The sequence below is a fragment of the Streptomyces cinnamoneus genome, assembly GCF_014650495.1.
Taxonomy (GTDB): domain Bacteria; phylum Actinomycetota; class Actinomycetes; order Streptomycetales; family Streptomycetaceae; genus Streptomyces; species Streptomyces cinnamoneus.
In genome coordinates this window covers 143,720-163,004 of record NZ_BMVB01000013.1, presented here as the reverse complement: position 1 = coordinate 163,004, position 19,285 = coordinate 143,720, and the positions used below count along the sequence as shown (strand labels likewise).

General features: G+C 73.7%; 19 protein-coding genes. 7 read left to right on the top strand and 12 right to left on the bottom strand.

All coding sequences use genetic code 11. The features are described 5' to 3' along the window. Positions 1-117 precede the first annotated feature (117 nt). Positions 118-1,161 carry a hypothetical protein gene (locus tag IE182_RS20020; RefSeq protein ID WP_190111249.1) on the top strand — a complete coding sequence of 348 codons (1,044 nt, stop codon included), beginning with the start codon at positions 118-120 and terminating at the stop codon, positions 1,159-1,161. An 18-nt stretch (positions 1,162-1,179) separates the two neighbouring features. Here the strand turns inward: IE182_RS20020 and IE182_RS20015 are convergent, their stop codons facing one another. The 3 genes from IE182_RS20015 to IE182_RS20005 form a co-directional block, all read right to left on the bottom strand. Then, positions 1,180-1,446, bottom strand: coding sequence for a hypothetical protein (locus IE182_RS20015; RefSeq protein WP_190111248.1), 267 nt, complete (start codon positions 1,444-1,446; stop codon positions 1,180-1,182). 93 nt (positions 1,447-1,539) lie between these two features. Further along, positions 1,540-1,950, bottom strand: coding sequence for a DUF8189 domain-containing protein (locus tag IE182_RS20010; protein ID WP_190111247.1), 411 nt, complete (start codon positions 1,948-1,950; stop codon positions 1,540-1,542). 198 nt (positions 1,951-2,148) lie between these two features. Further along, a complete protein-coding gene (locus IE182_RS20005) occupies positions 2,149-2,622 on the bottom strand; it encodes a carboxymuconolactone decarboxylase family protein (protein WP_190111246.1) in 474 nt (157 codons plus the stop codon). Positions 2,623-2,848: 226 nt separating this feature from the next. Between IE182_RS20005 and IE182_RS20000 the strand changes: the two genes are divergently transcribed. Further along, positions 2,849-3,616 (top strand): MerR family transcriptional regulator, encoded by a 768-nt coding sequence (locus IE182_RS20000; protein WP_190111262.1) that lies wholly within the window; start codon positions 2,849-2,851, stop codon positions 3,614-3,616. A gap of 163 nt (positions 3,617-3,779) precedes the next feature. Beyond that, positions 3,780-4,718 (top strand): GDSL-type esterase/lipase family protein, encoded by a 939-nt coding sequence (locus tag IE182_RS19995; protein ID WP_190111245.1) that lies wholly within the window; start codon positions 3,780-3,782, stop codon positions 4,716-4,718. Between the two features lie 14 nt (positions 4,719-4,732). On the opposite strand, the gene IE182_RS19990 is transcribed toward IE182_RS19995, so the two are convergent. Then, complete coding sequence (locus IE182_RS19990) at positions 4,733-5,077, bottom strand: carboxymuconolactone decarboxylase family protein (protein WP_190111244.1); 345 nt, start codon at positions 5,075-5,077, stop codon at positions 4,733-4,735. Positions 5,078-5,209: 132 nt separating this feature from the next. Here IE182_RS19990 and IE182_RS19985 point away from each other — a divergent pair, with 132 nt between their 5' ends. Then, on the top strand, positions 5,210-6,130 hold the full coding sequence (locus tag IE182_RS19985; RefSeq protein ID WP_190111243.1) for a LysR family transcriptional regulator: 921 nt from the start codon (positions 5,210-5,212) through the stop codon (positions 6,128-6,130). Here IE182_RS19985 and IE182_RS19980 read toward each other — a convergent pair. Next, a complete protein-coding gene (locus tag IE182_RS19980) occupies positions 6,127-6,723 on the bottom strand; it encodes a TetR/AcrR family transcriptional regulator (protein ID WP_190111242.1) in 597 nt (198 codons plus the stop codon). The genes IE182_RS19985 and IE182_RS19980 overlap by 4 nt on opposite strands. A gap of 63 nt (positions 6,724-6,786) precedes the next feature. Between IE182_RS19980 and IE182_RS19975 the strand changes: the two genes are divergently transcribed. Genes IE182_RS19975 through IE182_RS19965 form a run of 3 tightly spaced genes read left to right on the top strand, consistent with a single transcriptional unit; the run spans position 6,787 to position 8,201 of the window. Then, positions 6,787-7,350, top strand: coding sequence for a DUF3995 domain-containing protein (locus tag IE182_RS19975; protein ID WP_190111241.1), 564 nt, complete (start codon positions 6,787-6,789; stop codon positions 7,348-7,350). Positions 7,351-7,382: 32 nt separating this feature from the next. Then, entirely contained in the window at positions 7,383-7,742 is a 360-nt protein-coding gene (locus IE182_RS19970; protein ID WP_190111261.1) for a helix-turn-helix domain-containing protein, read from the top strand. A 48-nt stretch (positions 7,743-7,790) separates the two neighbouring features. Beyond that, on the top strand, positions 7,791-8,201 hold the full coding sequence (locus IE182_RS19965) for a VOC family protein (protein WP_190111240.1): 411 nt from the start codon (positions 7,791-7,793) through the stop codon (positions 8,199-8,201). Positions 8,202-8,224: 23 nt separating this feature from the next. Here the strand turns inward: IE182_RS19965 and IE182_RS19960 are convergent, their stop codons facing one another. The 7 genes from IE182_RS19960 to IE182_RS19930 all read right to left on the bottom strand — a co-directional run bounded on the left by IE182_RS19960 (position 8,225) and on the right by IE182_RS19930 (position 19,133). Beyond that, positions 8,225-8,833, bottom strand: coding sequence for a TetR/AcrR family transcriptional regulator (locus IE182_RS19960; protein ID WP_190111239.1), 609 nt, complete (start codon positions 8,831-8,833; stop codon positions 8,225-8,227). Next, positions 8,821-9,558, bottom strand: a complete 738-nt coding sequence (locus tag IE182_RS19955) for an enoyl-CoA hydratase family protein (protein WP_190111238.1) — start codon at positions 9,556-9,558, stop codon at positions 8,821-8,823. The genes IE182_RS19960 and IE182_RS19955 overlap by 13 nt, the downstream gene beginning before the upstream one ends. Positions 9,559-9,586: 28 nt before the next feature. Further along, entirely contained in the window at positions 9,587-10,762 is a 1,176-nt protein-coding gene (locus IE182_RS19950; protein WP_190111237.1) for an acyl-CoA dehydrogenase family protein, read from the bottom strand. Continuing rightward, positions 10,759-12,708, bottom strand: coding sequence for an ATP-binding protein (locus IE182_RS19945; RefSeq protein WP_190111260.1), 1,950 nt, complete (start codon positions 12,706-12,708; stop codon positions 10,759-10,761). The genes IE182_RS19950 and IE182_RS19945 overlap by 4 nt, the downstream gene beginning before the upstream one ends. A gap of 46 nt (positions 12,709-12,754) precedes the next feature. Then, positions 12,755-14,353, bottom strand: a complete 1,599-nt coding sequence (locus IE182_RS19940) for an acyl-CoA carboxylase subunit beta (RefSeq protein WP_190111236.1) — start codon at positions 14,351-14,353, stop codon at positions 12,755-12,757. A 109-nt stretch (positions 14,354-14,462) separates the two neighbouring features. Next, complete coding sequence (locus IE182_RS19935; RefSeq protein ID WP_190111235.1) at positions 14,463-16,163, bottom strand: acyclic terpene utilization AtuA family protein; 1,701 nt, start codon at positions 16,161-16,163, stop codon at positions 14,463-14,465. Between the two features lie 48 nt (positions 16,164-16,211). Continuing rightward, entirely contained in the window at positions 16,212-19,133 is a 2,922-nt protein-coding gene (locus tag IE182_RS19930) for an FAD-binding and (Fe-S)-binding domain-containing protein (protein ID WP_190111234.1), read from the bottom strand. Positions 19,134-19,285: the final 152 nt, after the last annotated feature.

The following is a 19,285-nucleotide window of genomic DNA, read 5'->3' as shown; positions in this document are numbered from 1 at the left end:
CGCACCATGACGGACTCCTGCCCGGGAGAACGGCTGATCCACCACACGGGCAAGAGCCATCAGACACTGCCTAGGCGGGCACGCCCGTTGTCAGAGGCTGCTGGCAGCATCGCCGGTATGAACGTCACCCGTACCACTCCGCCGCGGCCGGTCGACGTCGCAGCGGTCTTCCCTCAACTGGCCCCGCTGGCACGCCCGGCGACCCGGTTGCACCCCCGCCCGGGGACGCCGTCGCCGCATGACAGTTCGATCGGCGGGCCGCTGCTGTGGCCCGCCGACGAGCCGTGGCCGCACTGCGACGCCCCGCACGAGGGGGGCGGCCACGTGCTGGCCGCGGTGCGGGTGGATCAGCGCGCCCGGGCGAGAAGGGCGATGTACCCGGACGATGATCCCCGCGCCGTCCAGTACACGCCGGAGGAGACGGCGATCTTGGAGGGGATCGACTGGGACCTCGAACGGCCCGATGGCCCGGTCCCCCTGCTGCCCGTGGCCCAGTTGTCCGTGCGTGACGTCCCCGTGCTGCGCCCGCCCGGCCGGGCCGATCTGCTCCAGGTGCTGTGGTGCCCCTTCGACCACCCGGATATGTACATGCCCAGGACCGCTGTGTTCTGGCGGTCCGCGGACGCCGTCACCGACATCCTCACCTCACCTCCGGAACCGCTCGATGTGGAGATGGAGGAATACGTGCCCGTGCCGTGCGTGCTCGCGCCGGAGCAGGTCACCGAGTACCCCAACTCGCTGGAGTTGAGCGAGGAGCTGCGAGAGCAGCTGGGCGACTGGAGCAGGTGGCAGGCGGCCGACGCCGGTGTGGACAGCTCCTACGCTCCCTACCCGGAGTCCTACTACCGCAGCCATCTGTCCGTCGCCCCCGGCTGGAAGGCCGGCGGCTGGCCCCAGTGGGGCTACACCGACCCCGCTCCCCGGCAGTGCCCCGCCTGCGACACCGCGATGGACCCGCTGCTGACCATCGACACGTTCGAATGGGACGGCAGCAACCGCAGCTGGATCCCGTACGAAGACCAAGCCGCTGCGTCCACCACCGACCACCGCTACCGCGACACGCGCCAACCGACCGCGGTCCAGATCGGCAGCGGCTACAAACAGCAGCTCTACGTCTGCCCGGCGGCGCCGGAGCATCCCCACATCGAGCTGATGCAGTAGCCGGCCGGCCGGCAGTCCTCAGCAGCTCTTGGCGGCAGCAGGACGCTTTTCGAGGATGTACGGCTTGCCCGAGACGGCGCTCAGGACGTCGGCCGGGCAGGTCTTGATCCACGCGTCGCCCGTCGCGTGGTTCTTCACCTTGGCGTCGCTGCAGTACTGGGTGCGGTCCTGGGTCTTGAAGCACTGGAAGCCGGGGTAGCCGCCCGCGGCCGAGGCGTTGCCGGCACCGACGAAGAGGCCGGAGGCGGCCAGGAGTACGACAGGCAGAACGTTACGGATACGCATGACTCTCCTAGAGGCGATTCGGATGTCGCAGTGATGTGTGACGGGCGATGAGCAGAAGGGACGTGCGGGTGGTCAGGCCCGCAGTCCTGACGGCTACCGGCGCGTCCAGGAGGTCCAGGCGCCGGAGTCCAGACGGTGCCGGGACCACTTGTTGCCGTCGGTGCCGGTGACCGTGATGGTCGGCTCCCACGTCCGGTCACCCGTGACGCTGACGCCGCTACGGGCCGATCCGCTCATCGACTCCCAGCTGGACCAGTCACCGTTCTCGTAGTTGTAGGTGGTCCACACCGCGTAGTCCGTGCCGATGACGAAGATCTGCTGCTGACCGTTGGGGAAGGTGACGGTCGTCTTGCCGTACTCGCAGATGTACGCGCCGCCGTGCCCCTGGACACTGCAGGTGGAAGCCTGCGCCGGAGCCGTGGCGACGACTCCCACGAAGCCGGAGGCCGCCAGGGCGACGGCACCGGCGGTCAGGGCACGGCGGCGGAGGAAGGCAAGGGCCATGAAAAGTCTCCTTGTCAGAGGTATGACTCGGGGCGCAACGTCGACGGCTCCTGTGCGGTGCTGCTGTGTCGCCGTCGCGGTTCCCACCCTGCCCGGTGATCGAGTCGCCGGGCATCGTGGAAGACCACGAACACAGCGGACGCACAGACTCCTTGACGGACCCGCCCGAGAGCTCCCCCGGCCCCGCCGTCGGATCCGTTACGCGAACTGGCCCGGCTGGTAGTCGCCCGCGGGCATCTGCAGCATGACGTTCATCCGGTTGAAGGCGTTGATGAGGGCGATCAGGGACACCAGGGCGATGAGCTGGTCCTCGTCGTAGTGCTTGGCGGCGTTCGCCCAGACCTCGTCCGGGACCCCGCCGGCCGCGTCGGCGATGCGGGTGCCCTGCTCCGTCAGTTCCAGCGCCGCGCGCTCGGCGTCGGTGAAGACCGTGGCCTCCCGCCACGTCGCGAGCAGGTTGAGGCGCGTGGAGGTCTCACCGGCGGCGGCGGCCTCCTTGGTGTGCATGTCGAGGCAGAAGCCGCACCCGTTGATCTGGCTCGCGCGGATCTTCACCAGTTCCTGGGTCGCGGCCGGCAGCGGGGTGTCCGAGACCGCCTTGCCTGCGGAGACGAAGTGCTTCATGAGCTTGCCGGCGGTCGGGTTGCCGAAGACGTTCATGCGGGCTTCCATGGTGCGCTCCTGTGTCGTTGTCGATGACTGCACCCCTAGGACGGAAGCGGCCCTGCGCGATGTGACATCGGGGATTGTGACGTGCGTCTCCCCAGGTCGGTGGCGGGGTGCCCGAGGAAGGGCCGGGCGAACAAGATCCCTCGCTCGGCTTGCGCTTTACGTTGCGTCAACTCCTACCGTCGTCTGTGTGGCCGGAAAGACCGGCCCGGCGATGGGAGGCAGGGCAATGGCCTGGTCGATCGCGGATGTGGCCCGGATGTCCGGGGTGACGTCCAGGACTCTGCGGCACTACGACGACATCGGCCTGCTGCCGCCCGCGTGGATCGGGAGCAACGGGCACCGCCACTACGAGGAGGACGACCTGCTGCGGCTGCAGCAGATCCTGCTCATGCGGGAGCTGGGCCTGGGACTGCGCGAGATCAGGGCGGTCCTGGAGAGCCAGGTCGACCGGGTGGCCGTGCTCCGCGAGCACCACCAGCGGCTGCTGGGGGAGCAGGAACGGCTGGAGAAGCTCGCCCGCACGGTCGGCCGCACCATCGCCGAACTGGAGGAAAACAAGGAGAAGAACGACATGGCGAAGATCAACCGTCCCGAGAACCTGTTCGAGGGCTTCGAGACCTCGGACCCCGAGACCGACGCCGAGGTGCAGGAGCGGTGGCCGGAGGCGTGGGAGGAGTCCCGGCAGGCCGTCGAGGCGATGACCGCCGAGGACACGGAGCGGTGGCAGCGCGAGGTGACGGCGCAGATGATCCGGCTGGCGGAGTTCATGGTGGCCGGGACGCCGGTCGCCGACCCCGCGGTGCAGGCCGAGATGCACGACCACTACCAGGGCGTGTGCCGCTTCTGGACCCCGAACGCGGACGCGTACAAGGGGCTGGGCCAGACCTACGTCGATGACCCGCAGTTCCGCGCGAACTACGACAAGATCGCCGACGGGCTGGCCGTCTACCAGCGCGATGCGATGGTCGTCTACGCCGACACCCGGCTGGGCTGACCGACGACTCACCCTTGCCGGGGGGCTGCAGACCCCCGGCGACACGCACCTGCCCCGGACGCCACGGCGCCGGGCGCGCACGGTGCCGGGCGGCCGGCCGCCCGGTCCGGCACGGCCGTTAGGGTGAATTGATCAACCCGAACGAAAGGCCACGGCGCTCACGGTGACCGAGTCCCGCCCCCACACCCTGTTCTCCTTCGGCACGCTGAGGGACGAGCACGTCCAGACCGCGCTCTTCGGCCGGGCCGTGCCCACGTCCGCGGCGTCGCTGGCCGGCCACACGACCAGGCCCCTGACGATCACCGACCCGTCCGTGATCGCCACCAGCGGCCTCTCCGTGCACCTGACCCTGGAGCGGAAGATCGGCGCCGAGGTCGAGGGCGCCGTCCTGCACCTCACCGACCAGGACCTCGCCGCGGCCGACGCCTACGAGGTCGACGACTACGTGCGCCGACGGGTGCTCCTCTCCTCCGGGGAGAGCGCCTGGGCCTACCTGGACGCCAAGCCGCTGCGTTCGGCGGAGCGCATCGTGATCGTGGGCGACAGCATCGCCTACGGACGCTGCGACCCGCACGGAGGCTGGGCGGCCCACCTGGCGGCCGCCCACATCGCCGGCAACGAGGCGAGGCACCGGGTCTTCAACCTGGCCATCCCCGGCAGCACCCTGACCGAGGCCAGTGAGCAGACCCCTGCCCTCCTCGGGCCGCGCCTCCCCGACACCCTCCTCGTCGCCGCCGGCATCAACGACTCCGCCCTGCGGCTCGCCGGTGCGCAGGCCCACGGCGACGGGCCGGCCCGCATCGCGGACAGCCTCGACTCGCTGGCCGCCACGGCCGCGTCCCACAACGCGCGCCTCGTCGTCATGGGACCGATATGGCTCGACGAGACGCGCACCGGCGACTACGGGGGCCTGCGGTTCACCGAGGCCCGGGCGCTGGCCCTGCGCGAGACCCTGCAGGCATGGTGCGCCGGGAACCACGTCGACTACCTCGACATGTGGGAGCCGCTGCGCGACCGCACCGAACTGTTCACGGACGGCCTGCACCCCGGCCCCGAAGGACACCGGGAACTCCACCGGCACCTCGCCGCCCTGAGCGGCTGAGGCGCGGTGCCCGCTCAGCCGTGGCCGTGCTGCTGGCCGTGCTGCTCGTAGAGGCGGTCGGCGAGCAGCGCGTGCGCGAGCGTGCCGCCCGCCCGGACGGAGGCGGTCACGAACGCCGTCTCGGCGAGCTCCTCGGCGGTGACGCCGTGCCGGCGGGCGGCGGCGGTGTGCACGTCCAGGCAGTAGGAGCACTGGGTGACGAGCGCGACCGCCACCGAGATCAGCTCGCGGTAGCGGCGCGGCACCGCCCCGTCCTCGCGGTCCACGGCCTGCTGGAAGGCGAGCCAGGCGGCGAACTCGGCCGGGGCGCCGCCGCCGACGGAACGGGCGCGGTGCAGGTCGTCGGGGTGCTGGTACACGGGCGGCTCCTCAAGCGGTGGGTGGCGGCGGGCCCGTCGCCCGGCGCCTGACACCACCTCACCGCGGGTGCCGCGGTCCCGTCCAAGACCGGTTCCGGGAGGGCGGTTGCGTTCTGGGTATCGTGGCCGGTCATGGACTTGCGGGCGTTGCGCTGTTTCGTCGCCGTGGCCGAGGAGGGCCACTTCGGCCGCGCGGCGGCACGCCTGCACCTCGCACAGCCACCGCTCAGCCGCCGGATCCGGGAGCTGGAGGCCGACCTCGGATGCCGGCTGTTCGACCGGATCCCCACGGGGGCGCGGCTCACCCCGGCCGGTGAGGTGCTGCTGACGGAGGCACGGGACCTCCTGGAGCGCGCCGAACGCGCCCGCGAGCGGGTCCGCGGCGCCGAGGCCGCACGGGTCCTCGTGCTCGGCACGGTCGCGGGGGCGGACCTGGACGTCGGTCCGGCGGCGCTGGCCGCCCTGCGGCGCGACCGTCCCGGTGCGCGGGTGCGCCTGCGCGAGGCACCGATCACCGACCCGACGGCCGGCCTGCGCGAGGGGCGCGTGGACCTCGCACTGACCCGGTTGCCCTTCGACACCGCGGGCCTGACGGTCCGCCTGCTCGGCGAGGAACCGGTGGTGGCGGCCGTCCCCGCGGACGATCCGCTGGCGGCCCGGCCGCGCCTGCGCGTCGCGGAACTGGCCGGCCGCCCGCGCTTCCGCCTGCCGCCGGGAACCGACGCCCGGTGGCGCGCCTACTGGCTCGCCGCCGAGGAGGACGCACCCGGCCCGGTGGTGGCGTCCGTCGAGGAGTGCCTGCACGCCGTCCTCTGGGAGGGCACGGTCGGCCTCCTCCCCGCAGGGGCGGCGCTGCGGCACGCACGTCCCAGCATCGCCTTCGTGCCCGTCGACGGCCACCCGCCGAGCCGCGTCGTCATCGCCCGGCGCGCGGCAGTGGCCGACCCGCTCGTCGAGGCCCTCGCGGACGCCCTCGCCGCCGCCGCGGAGCAGGCACGGCCGCGACCGTACGGGCAGCCCCTGCACGGGCCGCGGACCACGGCCGTCCGCTAGTCCTTCGCGGCCTGGGGCCGGACCGGCGTCTGGAGCATGGAGACCAGGTGGTCCAGTGCCGCGTCCGCTCCGGGGTCGTCCAGCAGTGCCTCCGGGGCGGCCTCGGGGGAGGTGCGGCGCAGTTCGAGCCAGCCGAGGTAGGCGGCGTAGGCGGCCAGGGCGCGGTGGCGGGCGGCCCGGGGGGTGAAGTCCAGGCCGGCGAAGACCTCGGTCAGGAAGCCGAGGCGCACCTGGGTGACCCGGGCCACGACGGCGGCGACGGCCGGGTGGGCCGTGTGGGCGACCAGGGCCGGTTCGAGACCGGCGATCTCCTCGCTGCCGAGTGCCTCGGCGAAGAGGGCGCGGGCCCGCGTGGAGGGGTCGGTCACGTCGCGGAGGGCGGCGATGACGTCGGTCGTCGCCCGCTGCTCCCAGGTCTCCAGAGCGGCCACGAGCAGGGCGTCGCGGTTCTCGAAGTGCCAGTAGAAGCTGCCGCGGGTGACGTCGAGTTCGCGCGCGAGCGCGTCCACCGCCACGGCCGCGACGCCGCCCCGGGCCAGCGCGCGGAGCGCCGCCATCGTCCAGTCGTCCCTGCTGACTCTCCCCTTGGCCATGTTCCATACAGTACTGTACGGAACATCCATACAGAGGTGTACGGAAAGCGGGGAGGCTGCGCGATGAGCGTGACGGGGACAGCACTCGACGGCAGGACGGGCAGGACGGCCGGGGTGGGCGAAGCGGCCGGGGCCGAGCCGGGCCGGGCGGTGCGCGTCGCCGCGGCGGTGGCCGCCGGGGGACTGATCGCGGCGGGGGCCCTGCACGCGGTGTGGGTGTTCTCGCCCTGGCCGCTGGAGTCGCGGGCCGAGTTCGCGACGGTGGTGGTCGGGGTCGACGAGGCGCACCTGCCCTCCGCCCCGCTGACGTTCGCGGTGGCGGGCCTGCTGGGCGTGGCCGGGAGTCTGGTCCTGGCCGGGGCCCGCCCCCCTGCGCACCGGCTGTCCGGCTCGTGGCCGGTACGCGCCGGCCTGTGGACGGTGGCCGGCGTGCTGGGCGTGCGCGGCCTCGGCGGCCTCGTGGCCTCGGGCCTCGGCCTCGGCGACGTGCCCGCCGAGCACCGGCACTGGGATCTGGTCCTCTACTCCCCGCTGTGCGTCACGCTGGGCGGGCTCGCCGGCTACGTGGCCCTGCGCACCCGCCGCCGGTCCCGGACGCCGAAGGGCCGTGGTGTGATGGCGGCGTGAGCCGCACCGCCTCCGAAGACAGCAACCGCCGCATGCTCCGGGCCCGGGACGCGATGGACCGCGCCTACGCGCAGCCCCTGGACGTCCCGGCCCTGGCCCGGATCGCCCACGTGTCGGAGGCGCACTTCACGCGCACCTTCCGGGCCGTGTTCGGTGAGACACCGCACCGGTACCTGCAGCGCCGCCGCGTCGAACGGGCGATGTTCCTGCTGCGGGAGACCGGCCGCAGCGTGACGGACATCTGCTTCGACGTCGGCTTCGGCAGCACGGGGACCTTCAGCCGGACCTTTCGCGACATCGTCGGGCAGTCGCCCCGGCAGTACCGCAAGCAGGCCATGGCGCAGCCGGTGCCCACGTGCTTCGCCATGGCCTGGACCCGGCCCGCCAGGTGAGCAGTTCTGGATAAGTTTTCCCGCCTGCTGTCGCCTAGCGTTGTCCACATGTTCAACGCCATCACGCACTCGCAGATATACGTCCTCGACCAGGACGAGGCCCTCGACTTCTACGTCGGCAAGCTCGGCCTGGAGGTCGGCGCCGACATCCCGCTGGGCTTCATGCGCTGGCTGACCGTCAGCGTCCCCGGCCACCCGGAGCGCCAGATCCTGCTGGAGCAGCCGGGCGGGCCGATGATGTCCGAGGAGACCGCTGCCCAGGTCCGGGATCTGGTCACCAAGGGCGCCATGGGCGGCTGGCTCATCCTCACCACGGACGACTGCCGCAAGACGTACGAGACGCTGCTGGCCCGGGGCGTGGAGTTCACCGAGGAGCCCACCGAGCGCCCGTACGGGACCGACTGCGGCCTCCGCGACCCCTTCGGCAACCGCATCCGCTTCACCCAGCCCCGGGCCTGAAACGCGCTGGTGGAATCCGTCGTTCAGCGGTCCAGGGCGCCTTCCAGGATCCGCAGCCACTGTTCCACCACGCGGCGCCGCCGTGCCCGGTCGTCCGTCAGCAGCGTCGCCAGGCCCAGCCCGCGCGCCATGTCCAGCAGGCCCTGCACGGTCTCCCGCACCCCGGGGATCCGTTCGTCCGCGCCGAGCAGTTCCACGGCCATGCGGTGCGTCTCCCGGCCGACGTGCGCCTCCAGGGCCGTCACGCGCTCGCGCAGCTGCGAGTGGTCGTGGGAGGCGGCCACCCACAGCTGGAGCGCGGCCCGGAACAGCGGGCCGGTGTAGAGCTCGACGAGCTCGGTGACGACCACGTACCGCCGTGCGGGCCCCACGATGGGCGAGGCGGCGGCCACCACGGACCGCAGTGCCGCCGAGCGTTCCTCGGCCACGTACTCGACGGCCGCCGTGAACAGGTCCTCGCGGGTGGGGAAGTGGTGCTGGGCCGCACCGCGCGAGACGCCCGCCCGCTCGGCGACGACGGACACCGTCGAGCCCGCCCAGCCGTACTCGGACAGACAGGAGATGGCCGCCTCCAGCAGGCGCTGCCGCGTGGCCCGGCTGCGGTCCTGCTTGGGGCCGCTCAGCGCACCCACGACGGATCCTTCTTCGCCAGGAACGCCGTCATGCCCTCCCTGGCCTCCGCCGACGCGAACAGCCGCGCCGACCGCTGCGCCAGCTCCGCCGCATCGCGGTCGAACGTGCGCAGCACCTCGGCCGTGGCCAGCCGCTTCGACTCGGCGAGCCCCTGCGGGGAGCCGCGGCGCAGCCCGTCCGTGATGCGTGCGACGAACGCGTCGACGTCGTCGTCCGCCGCCGTCACCAGTCCGATCCGGGCCGCCTCCGCCGCGTCGAAGCGCTCGCCGGTCAGGTAGTAGCGGGCCGCCGCGCGTGCGTCGAGGCGTGGCAGCAGGGGCAGCGAGATGACGGCAGGGGCCAGCCCCAGCCGCGCCTCCGTGAAGGCGAACGACGACGACGTGCCGGCCACCGAGATGTCGCAGGCCCCCAGGAGGCCGAGCCCCCCGGCACGGACGTGCCCGGTCACCCGGGCGACCACCGGCTTGGGGAGCTCGACGACCGCCCGCAGCAGCCGCGTCAGCTCCGCCGGGCCGGTCGGCGTCGGCTCGGACAGGTCCGCGCCCGAACAGAAGGTGGTGCCGGTGTGCGTCAGCACCACCGCACGGGTGTCCGCGTCCTCGGCCGCCCGCTCCAGGCCGTCCCCCAACTCGCCCACCAGCCGGGCCGAGAGGGCGTTGCGGTTGTGGGGGGAATCCAGGGTCAGCGTGGTGATGCCGTGCTCGTACGAGCTGCGGACCAGCATCGCGGACCTCCTTTCCGGAAGAAGGTTCTCAGTAGGACTTGGGCAGGCCCAGCGTCCGGTGCGAGACGTAGTTGAGGATCATCTCCCGGCTCACCGGCGCCACCCTCGTCACCCTCGCGGCGGTGATCAGCGAGGCCAGCCCGTACTCCGCGCTCAGGCCGTTCCCGCCCAGGGTGTGGACCGCCTGGTCGACGGCGCGCACCGCGGCCTCGGCGGCGGCGTACTTCGCCATGTTGGCCGCCTCGCCGGCGCCCTCGTCGTCCCCGGCGTCGTAGAGAGCGGCGGCCCTGTACATCATCAGGCGGGCCAGTTCGAGCTCGATGTGCGACTGCGCGAGGGGGTGGGCGATGGCCTGGTGGGCGCCGATCGGCTCGTTCCACACCTGGCGCGTGCGGGCGTAGTCGGCGGCCCGCGCGACCGCGTAGCGGCCCATCCCGATGGCGAACGCGGCCGTCATGATCCGTTCCGGGTTGAGGCCGGCGAACAGCTGCAGCAGCCCGGCGTCCTCGTCCCCCACCAGCGCCCGCGCGGGCAGCCGCACCTCGTCGAGCACGAGCTCGAACTGCTTCTCCGGGGAGGCGACGTCCATGGGGATGGGGCGGCGGGTGAAGCCGGGTGCGTCGCGGCCGACGATGAACAGACAGGGCTTGAGCCGGCCGGTCCGGTCGTCGGCGGTCCGGCCGACGACCAGGGTCGCGTCCGCGACGTCCGCGCCGGAGATGAAGACCTTGCGGCCGGTGAGGACCCAGTCGTCGCCGTCCCGGCGTGCGGTGGTGGTGAGACGGTGGGAGTTGGAGCCGGCGTCGGGCTCGGTGATGCCGAACGCCATGCGCAGGGTGCCGGCGGCCAGCCCGGGCAGCCAGGTGCGCTTCTGCTCCTCGGTGCCGAAGCGGGCGATCACCGTGCCGCAGATGGCGGGCGAGACGACGAGGAGGAGCAGCGGGCAGCCGGCGGCGGCCAGTTCCTCCAGGACGATGGCCAGTTCGGTGATGCCGCCGCCCCCGCCGCCGTACTCCTCGGGGAGGTTGACCCCCAGGTAGCCCAGCTTGCCGGCCTCCTCCCAGAGCTCGTCGGCGTGTTTGCCGTCGCGCACGGCGGCGGTGAAGTAGTCGCGGCCGTAGCGGGTGGCGAGCGCGGCGACGGCGGCCCGCAGGGCGTGGTGCTCGGGGGTCTCGGCGGGAGTCCCGCCGCGGGTGTCGCTCATGAGGTCTTCTCCTCGGTCTCGGTGACCACGGCGAGCAGTTCCCCGACCTCCACCTGGCGGCCGGGTGCCACGTGCAGGGCGGTGAGCGTCCCGGAGGCGGGGGCCGCGACCCGGTGCTCCATCTTCATGGCCTCCAGCCAGAGCAGCGGCTGCCCCGCCCGTACGGGCCGGCCGGCGGCGATCCCGTCCGCGAGCCGGACGACCGTGCCGGGCATGGGGGCGAGCAGGGAGCCGGGTTCGCTGCGGACGGTGGGGTCGGGGAAGCGGGAAACGGGCGTGAGGACGTAGGAGCCCGCGTGCGGGGTGTCGACGTACACGGGCCCCGCCCCGTACGAGGCCACCTCGACCTCGCGGCGTACGCCGCCCGTCTCCAGCACCACCCGTTCCCGGGTGGCGTGCAGGACCCGGACGTCCGGAAAGCCCTCGACCTCCAGACCGTCACGGGTGGGGCGGTAGCGGATCTCGTGCTCGGAGTCCCCGCAGCGGTAGTGCTTGACCTGCGGTTGTGAGGGAACGTTGCGCCAGCCGCCGAACCGGTGACGCCCCTGGGCATCGGCGACGGCGGCGGCCAGGGCCGCCAGCCGGGCATCGTCCGGAGGGGCGGCCACCTCGTCCAGATGCGCGGCGAAGAAGCCGGTGTCCATGCGACAGCCGGTGAACTCCGGATGCCGCAACGTACGCACGAGCAGATCACGGTTGGTGGAGGGCCCGTGGAGACGGGCGCGCTCCAGGGCCCGCGCGAGCGTACGCACGGCCTCCGCCCGACCGGGCGCCCAGGCGACGACCTTGGCGATCAGGGGATCGTAGTGAACGCCGACGCGGTCACCGTCCGCGTACCCGGAGTCGACGCGCAGGACGGGAGCGGAAGGCGGGAACGGACGGTCCTGCGACGCTCCGGCTCCGACCGCCAGCCGGTGCACCACCCCCGCCTGCGGCGCCCACTCCCGCCCCGGGTCCTCCGCATAGAGCCGGGCCTCCACGGCGTGCCCCGCCGCCACCGGGGCATCGCCCAGCACCGCCCCTTCGGCGATGCGCAGCTGCAACGCCACCAGGTCCACCCCGTACACCGCTTCCGTCACCGGGTGTTCGACCTGCAGGCGGGTGTTCATCTCCAGGAAGTACGGCCGGCCGTCCGCCGCGACGAGGAACTCGACGGTGCCGGCGTTGACGTACCCGATGGCGCGGACGGCCGCCTCGGCCGCCCCGCAGAGGGTCCGCACCAGAGCATCCGGCAGCCCTGGCGCCGGCGCCTCCTCGACGACCTTCTGGTGCCGCCGCTGCAGCGAACAGTCGCGCGTCCCCAGCGTCCACACCGTGCCGTGGGCGTCGGCGAGGACCTGTACCTCCACGTGCCGGCCGCCCACGACGTACGGCTCCACGAAGACCTCGCCGTCACCGAACGCGGCGGCCGCCTCCGCCCGGGCCGAGGCCAGCTCCCCGGGCAGGGCGGCCAGGTCCCGTACGACCCGCATCCCGCGCCCGCCCCCACCGGCCGCGGCCTTGATCAGCACCGGCAGGCCGGCGGCCGCCACGGCCTCCGGCGCCACGGGGGCGAGCAGCGGCACCCCGGCGTCCGCCATGATGCGCTTGGCGCGCGTCTTGGACGCCATCGCCTCGATCGCGTCCGGCGGCGGCCCGATCCACACGAGCCCCGCGTCCCGCACCGCCCGGGCGAACTCCGCGTTCTCGGACAGGAATCCGTACCCCGGGTGCACGGCGTCCGCGCCCGCGGCCCGGGCGGCCGCGATCAGCAGGTCGCCGCGCAGGTACGTGTCCGCGGGCGCCGACCCCGGCAGCCGCACCGCCGCGTCGGCCTCCCGCACGTGCCGGGCGTCCGCGTCGGCGTCGGAGTGCACGGCCACCGTCGCGAGGCCCAGCTCGCGGCAGGTGCGGAAGACCCGGCAGGCGATCTCGCCGCGATTGGCCACGAGCACGGAAGAGATCAAACGGTCCACGCCTCTGACACCCCCAACACCCCACACATCCCTCACGTCACATCCGGAAGACGCCGAAGCCGCCCCGCGCACCCTCCACGGGGGCGCCGTGCACGGCCGAAAGACAGATGCCGAGGACCGTCCGCGTGTCCCGCGGGTCGATGACCCCGTCGTCGTACAGCCGCCCCGAGAGGAACGCCGGCAGCGACTCCGCCTCGATCTGCTGCTCCACCATGGCGCGCAGCGCGGCGTCGGCCTCCTCGTCGTACGGCCGGCCTCCGGCCGCCGCCGAGGCCCGGGCCACGAGGGACAGGACCCCGGCGAGCTGCTGCGGGCCCATCACGGCCGACTTGGCGCTGGGCCAGGCAAACAGGAAGCGCGGGTCGTAGGCCCGGCCGCACATGCCGTAGTGCCCGGCCCCGTAGGACGCACCCATCAGCACCGACAGGTGCGGCACCCGGGAGTTGGACACCGCGTTGATCATCATGGCGCCGTGCTTGATGATGCCGCCCTGTTCGTAGGCGCGGCCGACCATGTAGCCGGTGGTGTTGTGCAGGAAGAGCAGCGGGATGTCGCGCTGGTTGGCGAGCTGGATGAACTGCGCGGCCTTCTGCGACTCCTCGCTGAACAGCACGCCCTGGGCGTTGGCCAGGATGCCCAGCGGATGGCCGTGGAGTCGCGCCCAGCCGGTCACCAGGCTCGTTCCGTAGCGCGGCTTGAACTCGTCGAAGTCCGAGCCGTCGACGAGGCGCGCGATGACCTCGCGGGGGTCGAAGGGCACCTTGAGGTCCCCCGGCACGATGCCGAGCAGTTCGTCCTCGTCGTGGAGCGGTGGCTCGACGTGCCCCGGACGATCCGCAGTCTTGCGCCAGTTGAGCCGGGCGACCACACGCCGGGCCTGCCGCAGCGCATCCTTCTCGTCGACGGCGAAGTAGTCGGCGAGGCCGGAGACGCGGGCGTGCATCTCCGCTCCGCCCAGCGACTCGTCGTCGCTCTCCTCGCCCGTGGCCATCCGCACCAGCGGCGGCCCGCCCAGGAAGACCTTGGCCTGTTCCTTGACCATGATGACGTGGTCGGACATGCCGGGTACGTACGCGCCGCCGGCCGTGGAATTGCCGAAGACGACCGCCACGGTCGGGACGCCCGCCGCGGACAGGCGGGTCAGGTCGCGGAAGAGACCGCCGCCCGGGATGAAGATCTCCTTCTGGCTGGGCAGGTCGGCGCCGCCCGACTCCACGAGCGAGACGACCGGCAGCCGGTTGGCGGCGGCGATCTCGTTGGCCCGCAGCGCCTTCTTCAGGGTCCACGGGTTGCTGGCGCCGCCGCGCACGGTGGGGTCGTTGGCCGTGATCAGGCATTCGACGCCCTCGACGACGCCGATGCCGGTGACGAGGGACGCGCCGACGGCGTAGTCGCTGCCCCAGGCGGCCAGCGGCGAGAGTTCCAAGAAGGGTGTGTCGGGGTCGAGGAGCAGCTCGATGCGTTCGCGCGCCGTGAGTCTGCCGCGCGCCCGGTGCCGGGCGGTGTACTTCTCGCCGCCCCCGGCGACGGCTTTGGCGTGCTCGGCCGCGAGGTCGTCGAGCTTGGCGAGCATGGCGGCGCGGTGGGCGGCGTACTCGGGGGCGGAGGTGTCGAGCGCGGAGGCGAGCACGGTCATACGAGGGCCTCCGGTCGCACGGTGGCCCTCAGCGGCATGGTCCGAAGCAGCACGGCCCGCAGCGGCACGGCCCGGGGAATCCCGGCCTGGGGAATCGCGACCCGGCGTCTCACAGCAGCACCTCCGGTATCTCCAGGTGGCGGGCGCGCAGCCACTCGCCCACGGCCTTGGCCTGCGGGTCGAAGCGCGCCTGGGAGGCGGCGCCCTCGCCGAGGATGCCGTCGACCACGAAGTTCAGGGCCCGCAGGGCGGGCAGGACGTGCCGGGTGACGGTGAAGCGAGCGGTCTCCGGTAACAAGTGGCGGAACCGTTCGACCGTCAGCTCGTGGGCCAGCCACCGCCAGGCGTCGTCGTCGCGCACCCACACCCCGACGTTCGCACTGCCGCCCTTGTCGCCGCTGCGTGCCCCGGCGACGAGGCCGAGCGGGGCGCGCCGGGTGGGCCCGGCGGGCAGCGGCTCCGGCAGCACGGGCCCGGGCAGGGGAGCGGGCTCGTCGGCCGTCCGCACGGGCGCCGGCAGCACCGGCACGCGGGTGCCGTCCGGCAGGACCGCCACGTGCCGTACCGCGTCCGCGTCCACGGAGGCGGCCTCGAACACCCCGTACGGGGCCGGCTTGCCGGGCGGCGCCGCCACGTGGAAGCCCGGGTAACTGGCCAGCGCCAGCTCCACGCAGGCGGCGCCCACGACGCGCCCCACCTCCGGGTCGCGGGCGCGGACGACGAGCCGCAGCAGGGCGCCGGCCTCCTCCTGCACGGGTGCGTCGGCCCGGTCGGTACGGGCCAGGCTCCACCGCACCTCGGCGGGGCGGGCGGCGGCCAGGACCCCGTCGAGCTGGGCGCGCACCAGCCGCGCCTTGGCCTCGACGTCGAGGCCGGTCAGCACGAACACGACCTCGCTGCGGTGGCCCCCGAGCCGGGTGAGTCCCACCTTGAGCGCGGCGGGCGGGGCCTCGCCGCGCACCCCGCTGATGCGCACCCGGTCCGGGCCGTCCGGTGCGAGCCGGACCGTGTCGAGCCGCGCCGTGACGTCCGGGCCCGGGTAGCGGGCGCCCGCCGTCTCGTACAGCAGCTGCGCGGTGACGGTGGAGACCGTGACGGCGCCGCCCGTGCCCGGGTGCTTGGTGATCACCGCCGAGCCGTCCGGGTACAGCTCGGCGAGCGGGAAGCCGGGCCGGCGCACGTCGTGCTCGCCGAAGAACGCGTAGTTGCCGCCGGTGGCCTGCGCCCCGCACTCCAGGACGTGCCCGGCGACGACCGCGCCCGCGAGCGGGTCGAGGTCCTCGGCGGTCCAGCCGAAGTGCGCGGCGGCGGGGCCGGTGACGAGCGCGGCGTCGGTGACCCGGCCCGTGACGACGACGTCCGCGCCGGCCCGCAGGCATTCGGCGATGCCGGCCCCGCCGAGGTAGGCGTTGGCGGTCAGGACGTCCCGCGGCCACTGGTCCTGGCCGTCGGCGAGGAGGTCGTCACCGGTGACGTGGGCGACGCGGACGGGTACGCCGACGCGGTCCGCCAGCTCGCCGATGCGCTCGGCGAGGGCGGCGGGGTTGAGGCCGCCGGCGTTGGTGACGAGCTTGATGCCGCGGTCGGCGGCCAGGCCCAGTCCCTCCTCCAACTGCGCCAGGAACGTGCGCGCGTAGCCGGTGGCGGGGTCCTTCAGGCGGTCCCGGCCGAGGATCAGCATGGTCAGTTCGGCGAGGTAGTCACCGGTCAGCACGTCGAGGGGGCCGCCGGTGAGCATCTCGCGCAGGGCGTCGAAGCGGTCGCCGTAGAAGCCGGAGGCGTTGCCGATTCGCAGAACGGGCACGGGCATGGCACCGGAGGGTGGCACCGCCCGCAGAAACAAGCAAGCGTGCTTGCATTATTTTCGGCCGCCGATCCCGGCGCCCTCGCCGGTGCCCTCCCCGCGGCCACGGGAGGCGAGCGCCTCGGCCAGGACCTCGGCCAGGTGACGCCCGCGGACATCGGCGAGTTGGGCGATCTGGGTGCGGCAGGAGAAACCGTCGGCGAGCACCTCGGCGTCGTGCGGGGCCTGCCGCAGGGACGGCAGGAGCTGCTCCTCGGCGCAGGCGACGGACACGTCGTAGTGGCCGCGCGTGAACCCGAAGTCCCCGGCGAGACCGCAGCACCCGCTGCTCAACCCGCCGCTCATCGCGGCGCGTTCGCGCAGCCGGCGCTCGGCCGCGTCGCCGAGGACGGCGTGCTGGTGGCAGTGGGTCTGGCCGACGACGGGCCGGCCGATGCGGGGCGGTTCCCAGAGTGGGGCACGCTCTTCGAGGACCTGGGCGAAGGTCCGTGCGGAGGAGGCGAGCCGGCGGGCGTGGGCATCGTCGGGGAGCAGCTCGGTCAGGTCGGTGCGCAGGGCGGCGGTGCAGCCGGGTTCGAGCCCGACGACGGGCAGGCCGGCGTCGAGGGCGGGCGCCATGACGCGCAGCGTCCGCCGCAGAACGGCCCGGGCCTGCGCGAGCTGTCCGGTGGAGACCCAGGTCAGGCCGCAGCACACGGCCTTGGGCGGCACGACCACCCGCAGCCCGGCGTCCTCCAGCACGGCCACGGCGGCGCGTCCGACGGAGGGCGAGAAGTAGTTGGTGAACGTGTCGGGCCACAGCACGACGGCGGAACGCCCGCGGCCGCCCGCGTCCCCCTTCCTCGCCCTGGCCCGCCTCCGCCACCACCGGGTGAACGGCTCGCTCGCCGGACGCGGCAGGTCGCGTTCCGGGGCGATGCCCGACAGGCGCTTCGCGAGGGCCGTCGGGCGGGGGTGGGACAGCAGGTTGTTGATCAAGGGGGTGGCCGGTGCCCCCAGGTGGAGCCACAGGGGGAGGCGCCCCATCGTGTAGTGGGCGGCCGGGCGCGGGCGGCCCGCGTAGTGGTGGTGGAGGAACTCTGCCTTGTACGTGGCCATGTCCACCCCCGCCGGGCAGTCGCTGCGGCAGCCCTTGCACGCGAGGCACAGGTCGAGCGCCTCCCGCACGTCCTGCGAGCGCCAGCCGTCCGTGATCAGCTCCCCGGCGAGCATCTCGTGCAGCAGCCGTGCCCGGCCCCGCGTGGAGTGCCGCTCGTCGCGCGTGACGCGGTAGGAAGGACACATGACGCCCGTGCCGGAACCAGCACCGGCAGCCGGCTCCGTCTCGCGGCACTTGGCGACGCCGACGCACCTGCGGACCGCCGTCGAGAAGTCCCCTCCGTCACCCGGATAGGCGAGTTCCACCGGGACGGGCCGCCGGGGCAGCACGTCGAAGCGCAAATTCTCGTCCAGGCGGTACGGGCGGACGACCATGCCGGGGTTGAGCCCGCCCGCCGGGTCCCAGAGGTCCTTGAAGCGCTCGAAGAGCCGTACCGCCTGCGGTCCGTACATCAGCGGCAGCAGCTCGGCGCGCGCCTGCCCGTCGCCGTGCTCGCCCGACAGGGAGCCGCCGTGCGCCACCACCAGCTCCGCCACCTCGGCCGAGAAGGCGCGGTAGCGGCGCACGCCCGCTGCGCTCAGCAGGTCGACGTCGAGCCGCACGTGGACACAGCCGTCGGCGAAGTGCCCGTACGGCGCACCCCGCAGCCCGTGCCGGCCCAACAGGGCGCGGAACGCCCGCAGATAGGCGCCCAGCCGTTCCGGTGGCACCGCGCAGTCCTCCCAGCCGGGCCACGCCTCGCTGCCGTCGGGCAGCCGCGTCGCCGTGCCGGCGGCGTCCTCGCGGACACGCCAGAGCGCGCGCTGCCCGGCCGGGTCGGTGACGACGGCGTGACCGGAAACCGCCCCGTCCGCGGCTGCCGCCCGGCACAGCGCGACGGCGCGGGCCGTCGCCTCGGCGGGCGTGTCGCCGCCCGTCTCGACGAACAGCCAGGCGGCCCCCCGCGGCAGGTCCGCGGCGGCGTCGCCCACCAGGTCCGCGGCCATCCCCTCGACGGTCAACGGCCGGTGCGGCAGCAGCAGATGTGCCGCGTCGGCCGCCGCGCCCTCGTCCGGATAGCCGAGCACCGCCAGGGCGCGCGCGGCGGGCGGCCGCACGAGGCGCACGGTCGCCTCCGTCAGCACCCCGAGCGTGCCCTCGCTGCCCGTGAAGGCCCGGGCGACGTCGGTGCGCCGCTCGGGCAGCAGGGCGTCGAGGGCGTAGCCGGAGATGCGGCGCGGCAGGGCGGGGAAGCCGGTGCGCAGCAGGGCCAGATGGCCGTCGACCAGCGCGCGTACGCCGTCGGCGAGGAGCTGGGGGAGGCCCTCGTAGCCGCGGGCGAGCCGGGCCCGTTCGCCGTCGTACGTCAGGACGTCCAGGACGGTCACGTTGTCGGCCGTCGTGCCCCAGGCCACGGAGTGCGAGCCGCACGCGTTGTTGCCGATCATGCCGCCGAGCGTGCACCGCCCGTGCGTGGAGGGATCGGGCCCGAACGTCAGCCCGTACGCCCCCGCCGCCGTGCGCAGCCGGTCCAGGACCACCCCGGGCTGGACGACGGCGGTGCGGGCCTGGGCGTCGACGGAGACGATGGCGGCCATGTGCCGGGTGAAGTCGAGGACGACCCCCTCGCCCGTGGCCTGGCCGGCCACGGACGTCCCGCCGCCCCGCGGCACGACCGGCACGCCGTGCTCGCGGCAGACGGCCAGCACGGCCGCCACGTCGTCGGCGTCGCGGGGCGCGACCACGCCGAGCGGGACGCGCCGGTAGTTGGACGCGTCCATGGTGGTCAGGGCGCGGGCGGAGGCGGAGAAGTCGACGTCGCCGCGCACGACGGCGCCGAGCGCGGCCCGCAGGGAGGCGTGCGGGTCCGTCGCGCTGCGACTGCTGTGGTCACCCATGGGGATCAGCCTGCCCGCAAAAACCACCGAATACGGCACAGTTGCCTCATCCGTCGCAACCGGCTTCGCCATGACCCGGCAGCCGGCCCGGCCGGCCGTCTCACCGAGTGGATATTCCCCGTCCGTGCGCCCGGCGACGGATTAGGCTGCCG

Bases quoted from the DNA above. Each gene is read 5' to 3' on its own strand.
- IE182_RS20020 (WP_190111249.1), top strand. From the start codon at position 118: ATGAACGTCACCCGTACCACTCCGCCGCGGCCGGTCGACGTCGCAGCG.
- IE182_RS20015 (WP_190111248.1), bottom strand. From the start codon at position 1,446: ATGCGTATCCGTAACGTTCTGCCTGTCGTACTCCTGGCCGCCTCCGGC.
- IE182_RS20010 (WP_190111247.1), bottom strand. From the start codon at position 1,950: ATGGCCCTTGCCTTCCTCCGCCGCCGTGCCCTGACCGCCGGTGCCGTC.
- IE182_RS20005 (WP_190111246.1), bottom strand. From the start codon at position 2,622: ATGGAAGCCCGCATGAACGTCTTCGGCAACCCGACCGCCGGCAAGCTC.
- IE182_RS20000 (WP_190111262.1), top strand. From the start codon at position 2,849: ATGGCCTGGTCGATCGCGGATGTGGCCCGGATGTCCGGGGTGACGTCC.
- IE182_RS19985 (WP_190111243.1), top strand. From the start codon at position 5,210: ATGGACTTGCGGGCGTTGCGCTGTTTCGTCGCCGTGGCCGAGGAGGGC.
- IE182_RS19980 (WP_190111242.1), bottom strand. From the start codon at position 6,723: ATGGCCAAGGGGAGAGTCAGCAGGGACGACTGGACGATGGCGGCGCTC.
- IE182_RS19975 (WP_190111241.1), top strand. From the start codon at position 6,787: ATGAGCGTGACGGGGACAGCACTCGACGGCAGGACGGGCAGGACGGCC.
- IE182_RS19970 (WP_190111261.1), top strand. From the start codon at position 7,383: ATGCTCCGGGCCCGGGACGCGATGGACCGCGCCTACGCGCAGCCCCTG.
- IE182_RS19965 (WP_190111240.1), top strand. From the start codon at position 7,791: ATGTTCAACGCCATCACGCACTCGCAGATATACGTCCTCGACCAGGAC.
- IE182_RS19955 (WP_190111238.1), bottom strand. From the start codon at position 9,558: ATGCTGGTCCGCAGCTCGTACGAGCACGGCATCACCACGCTGACCCTG.
- IE182_RS19950 (WP_190111237.1), bottom strand. From the start codon at position 10,762: ATGAGCGACACCCGCGGCGGGACTCCCGCCGAGACCCCCGAGCACCAC.
- IE182_RS19940 (WP_190111236.1), bottom strand. From the start codon at position 14,353: ATGACCGTGCTCGCCTCCGCGCTCGACACCTCCGCCCCCGAGTACGCC.
- IE182_RS19935 (WP_190111235.1), bottom strand. From the start codon at position 16,163: ATGCCCGTGCCCGTTCTGCGAATCGGCAACGCCTCCGGCTTCTACGGC.
- IE182_RS19930 (WP_190111234.1), bottom strand. From the start codon at position 19,133: ATGGGTGACCACAGCAGTCGCAGCGCGACGGACCCGCACGCCTCCCTG.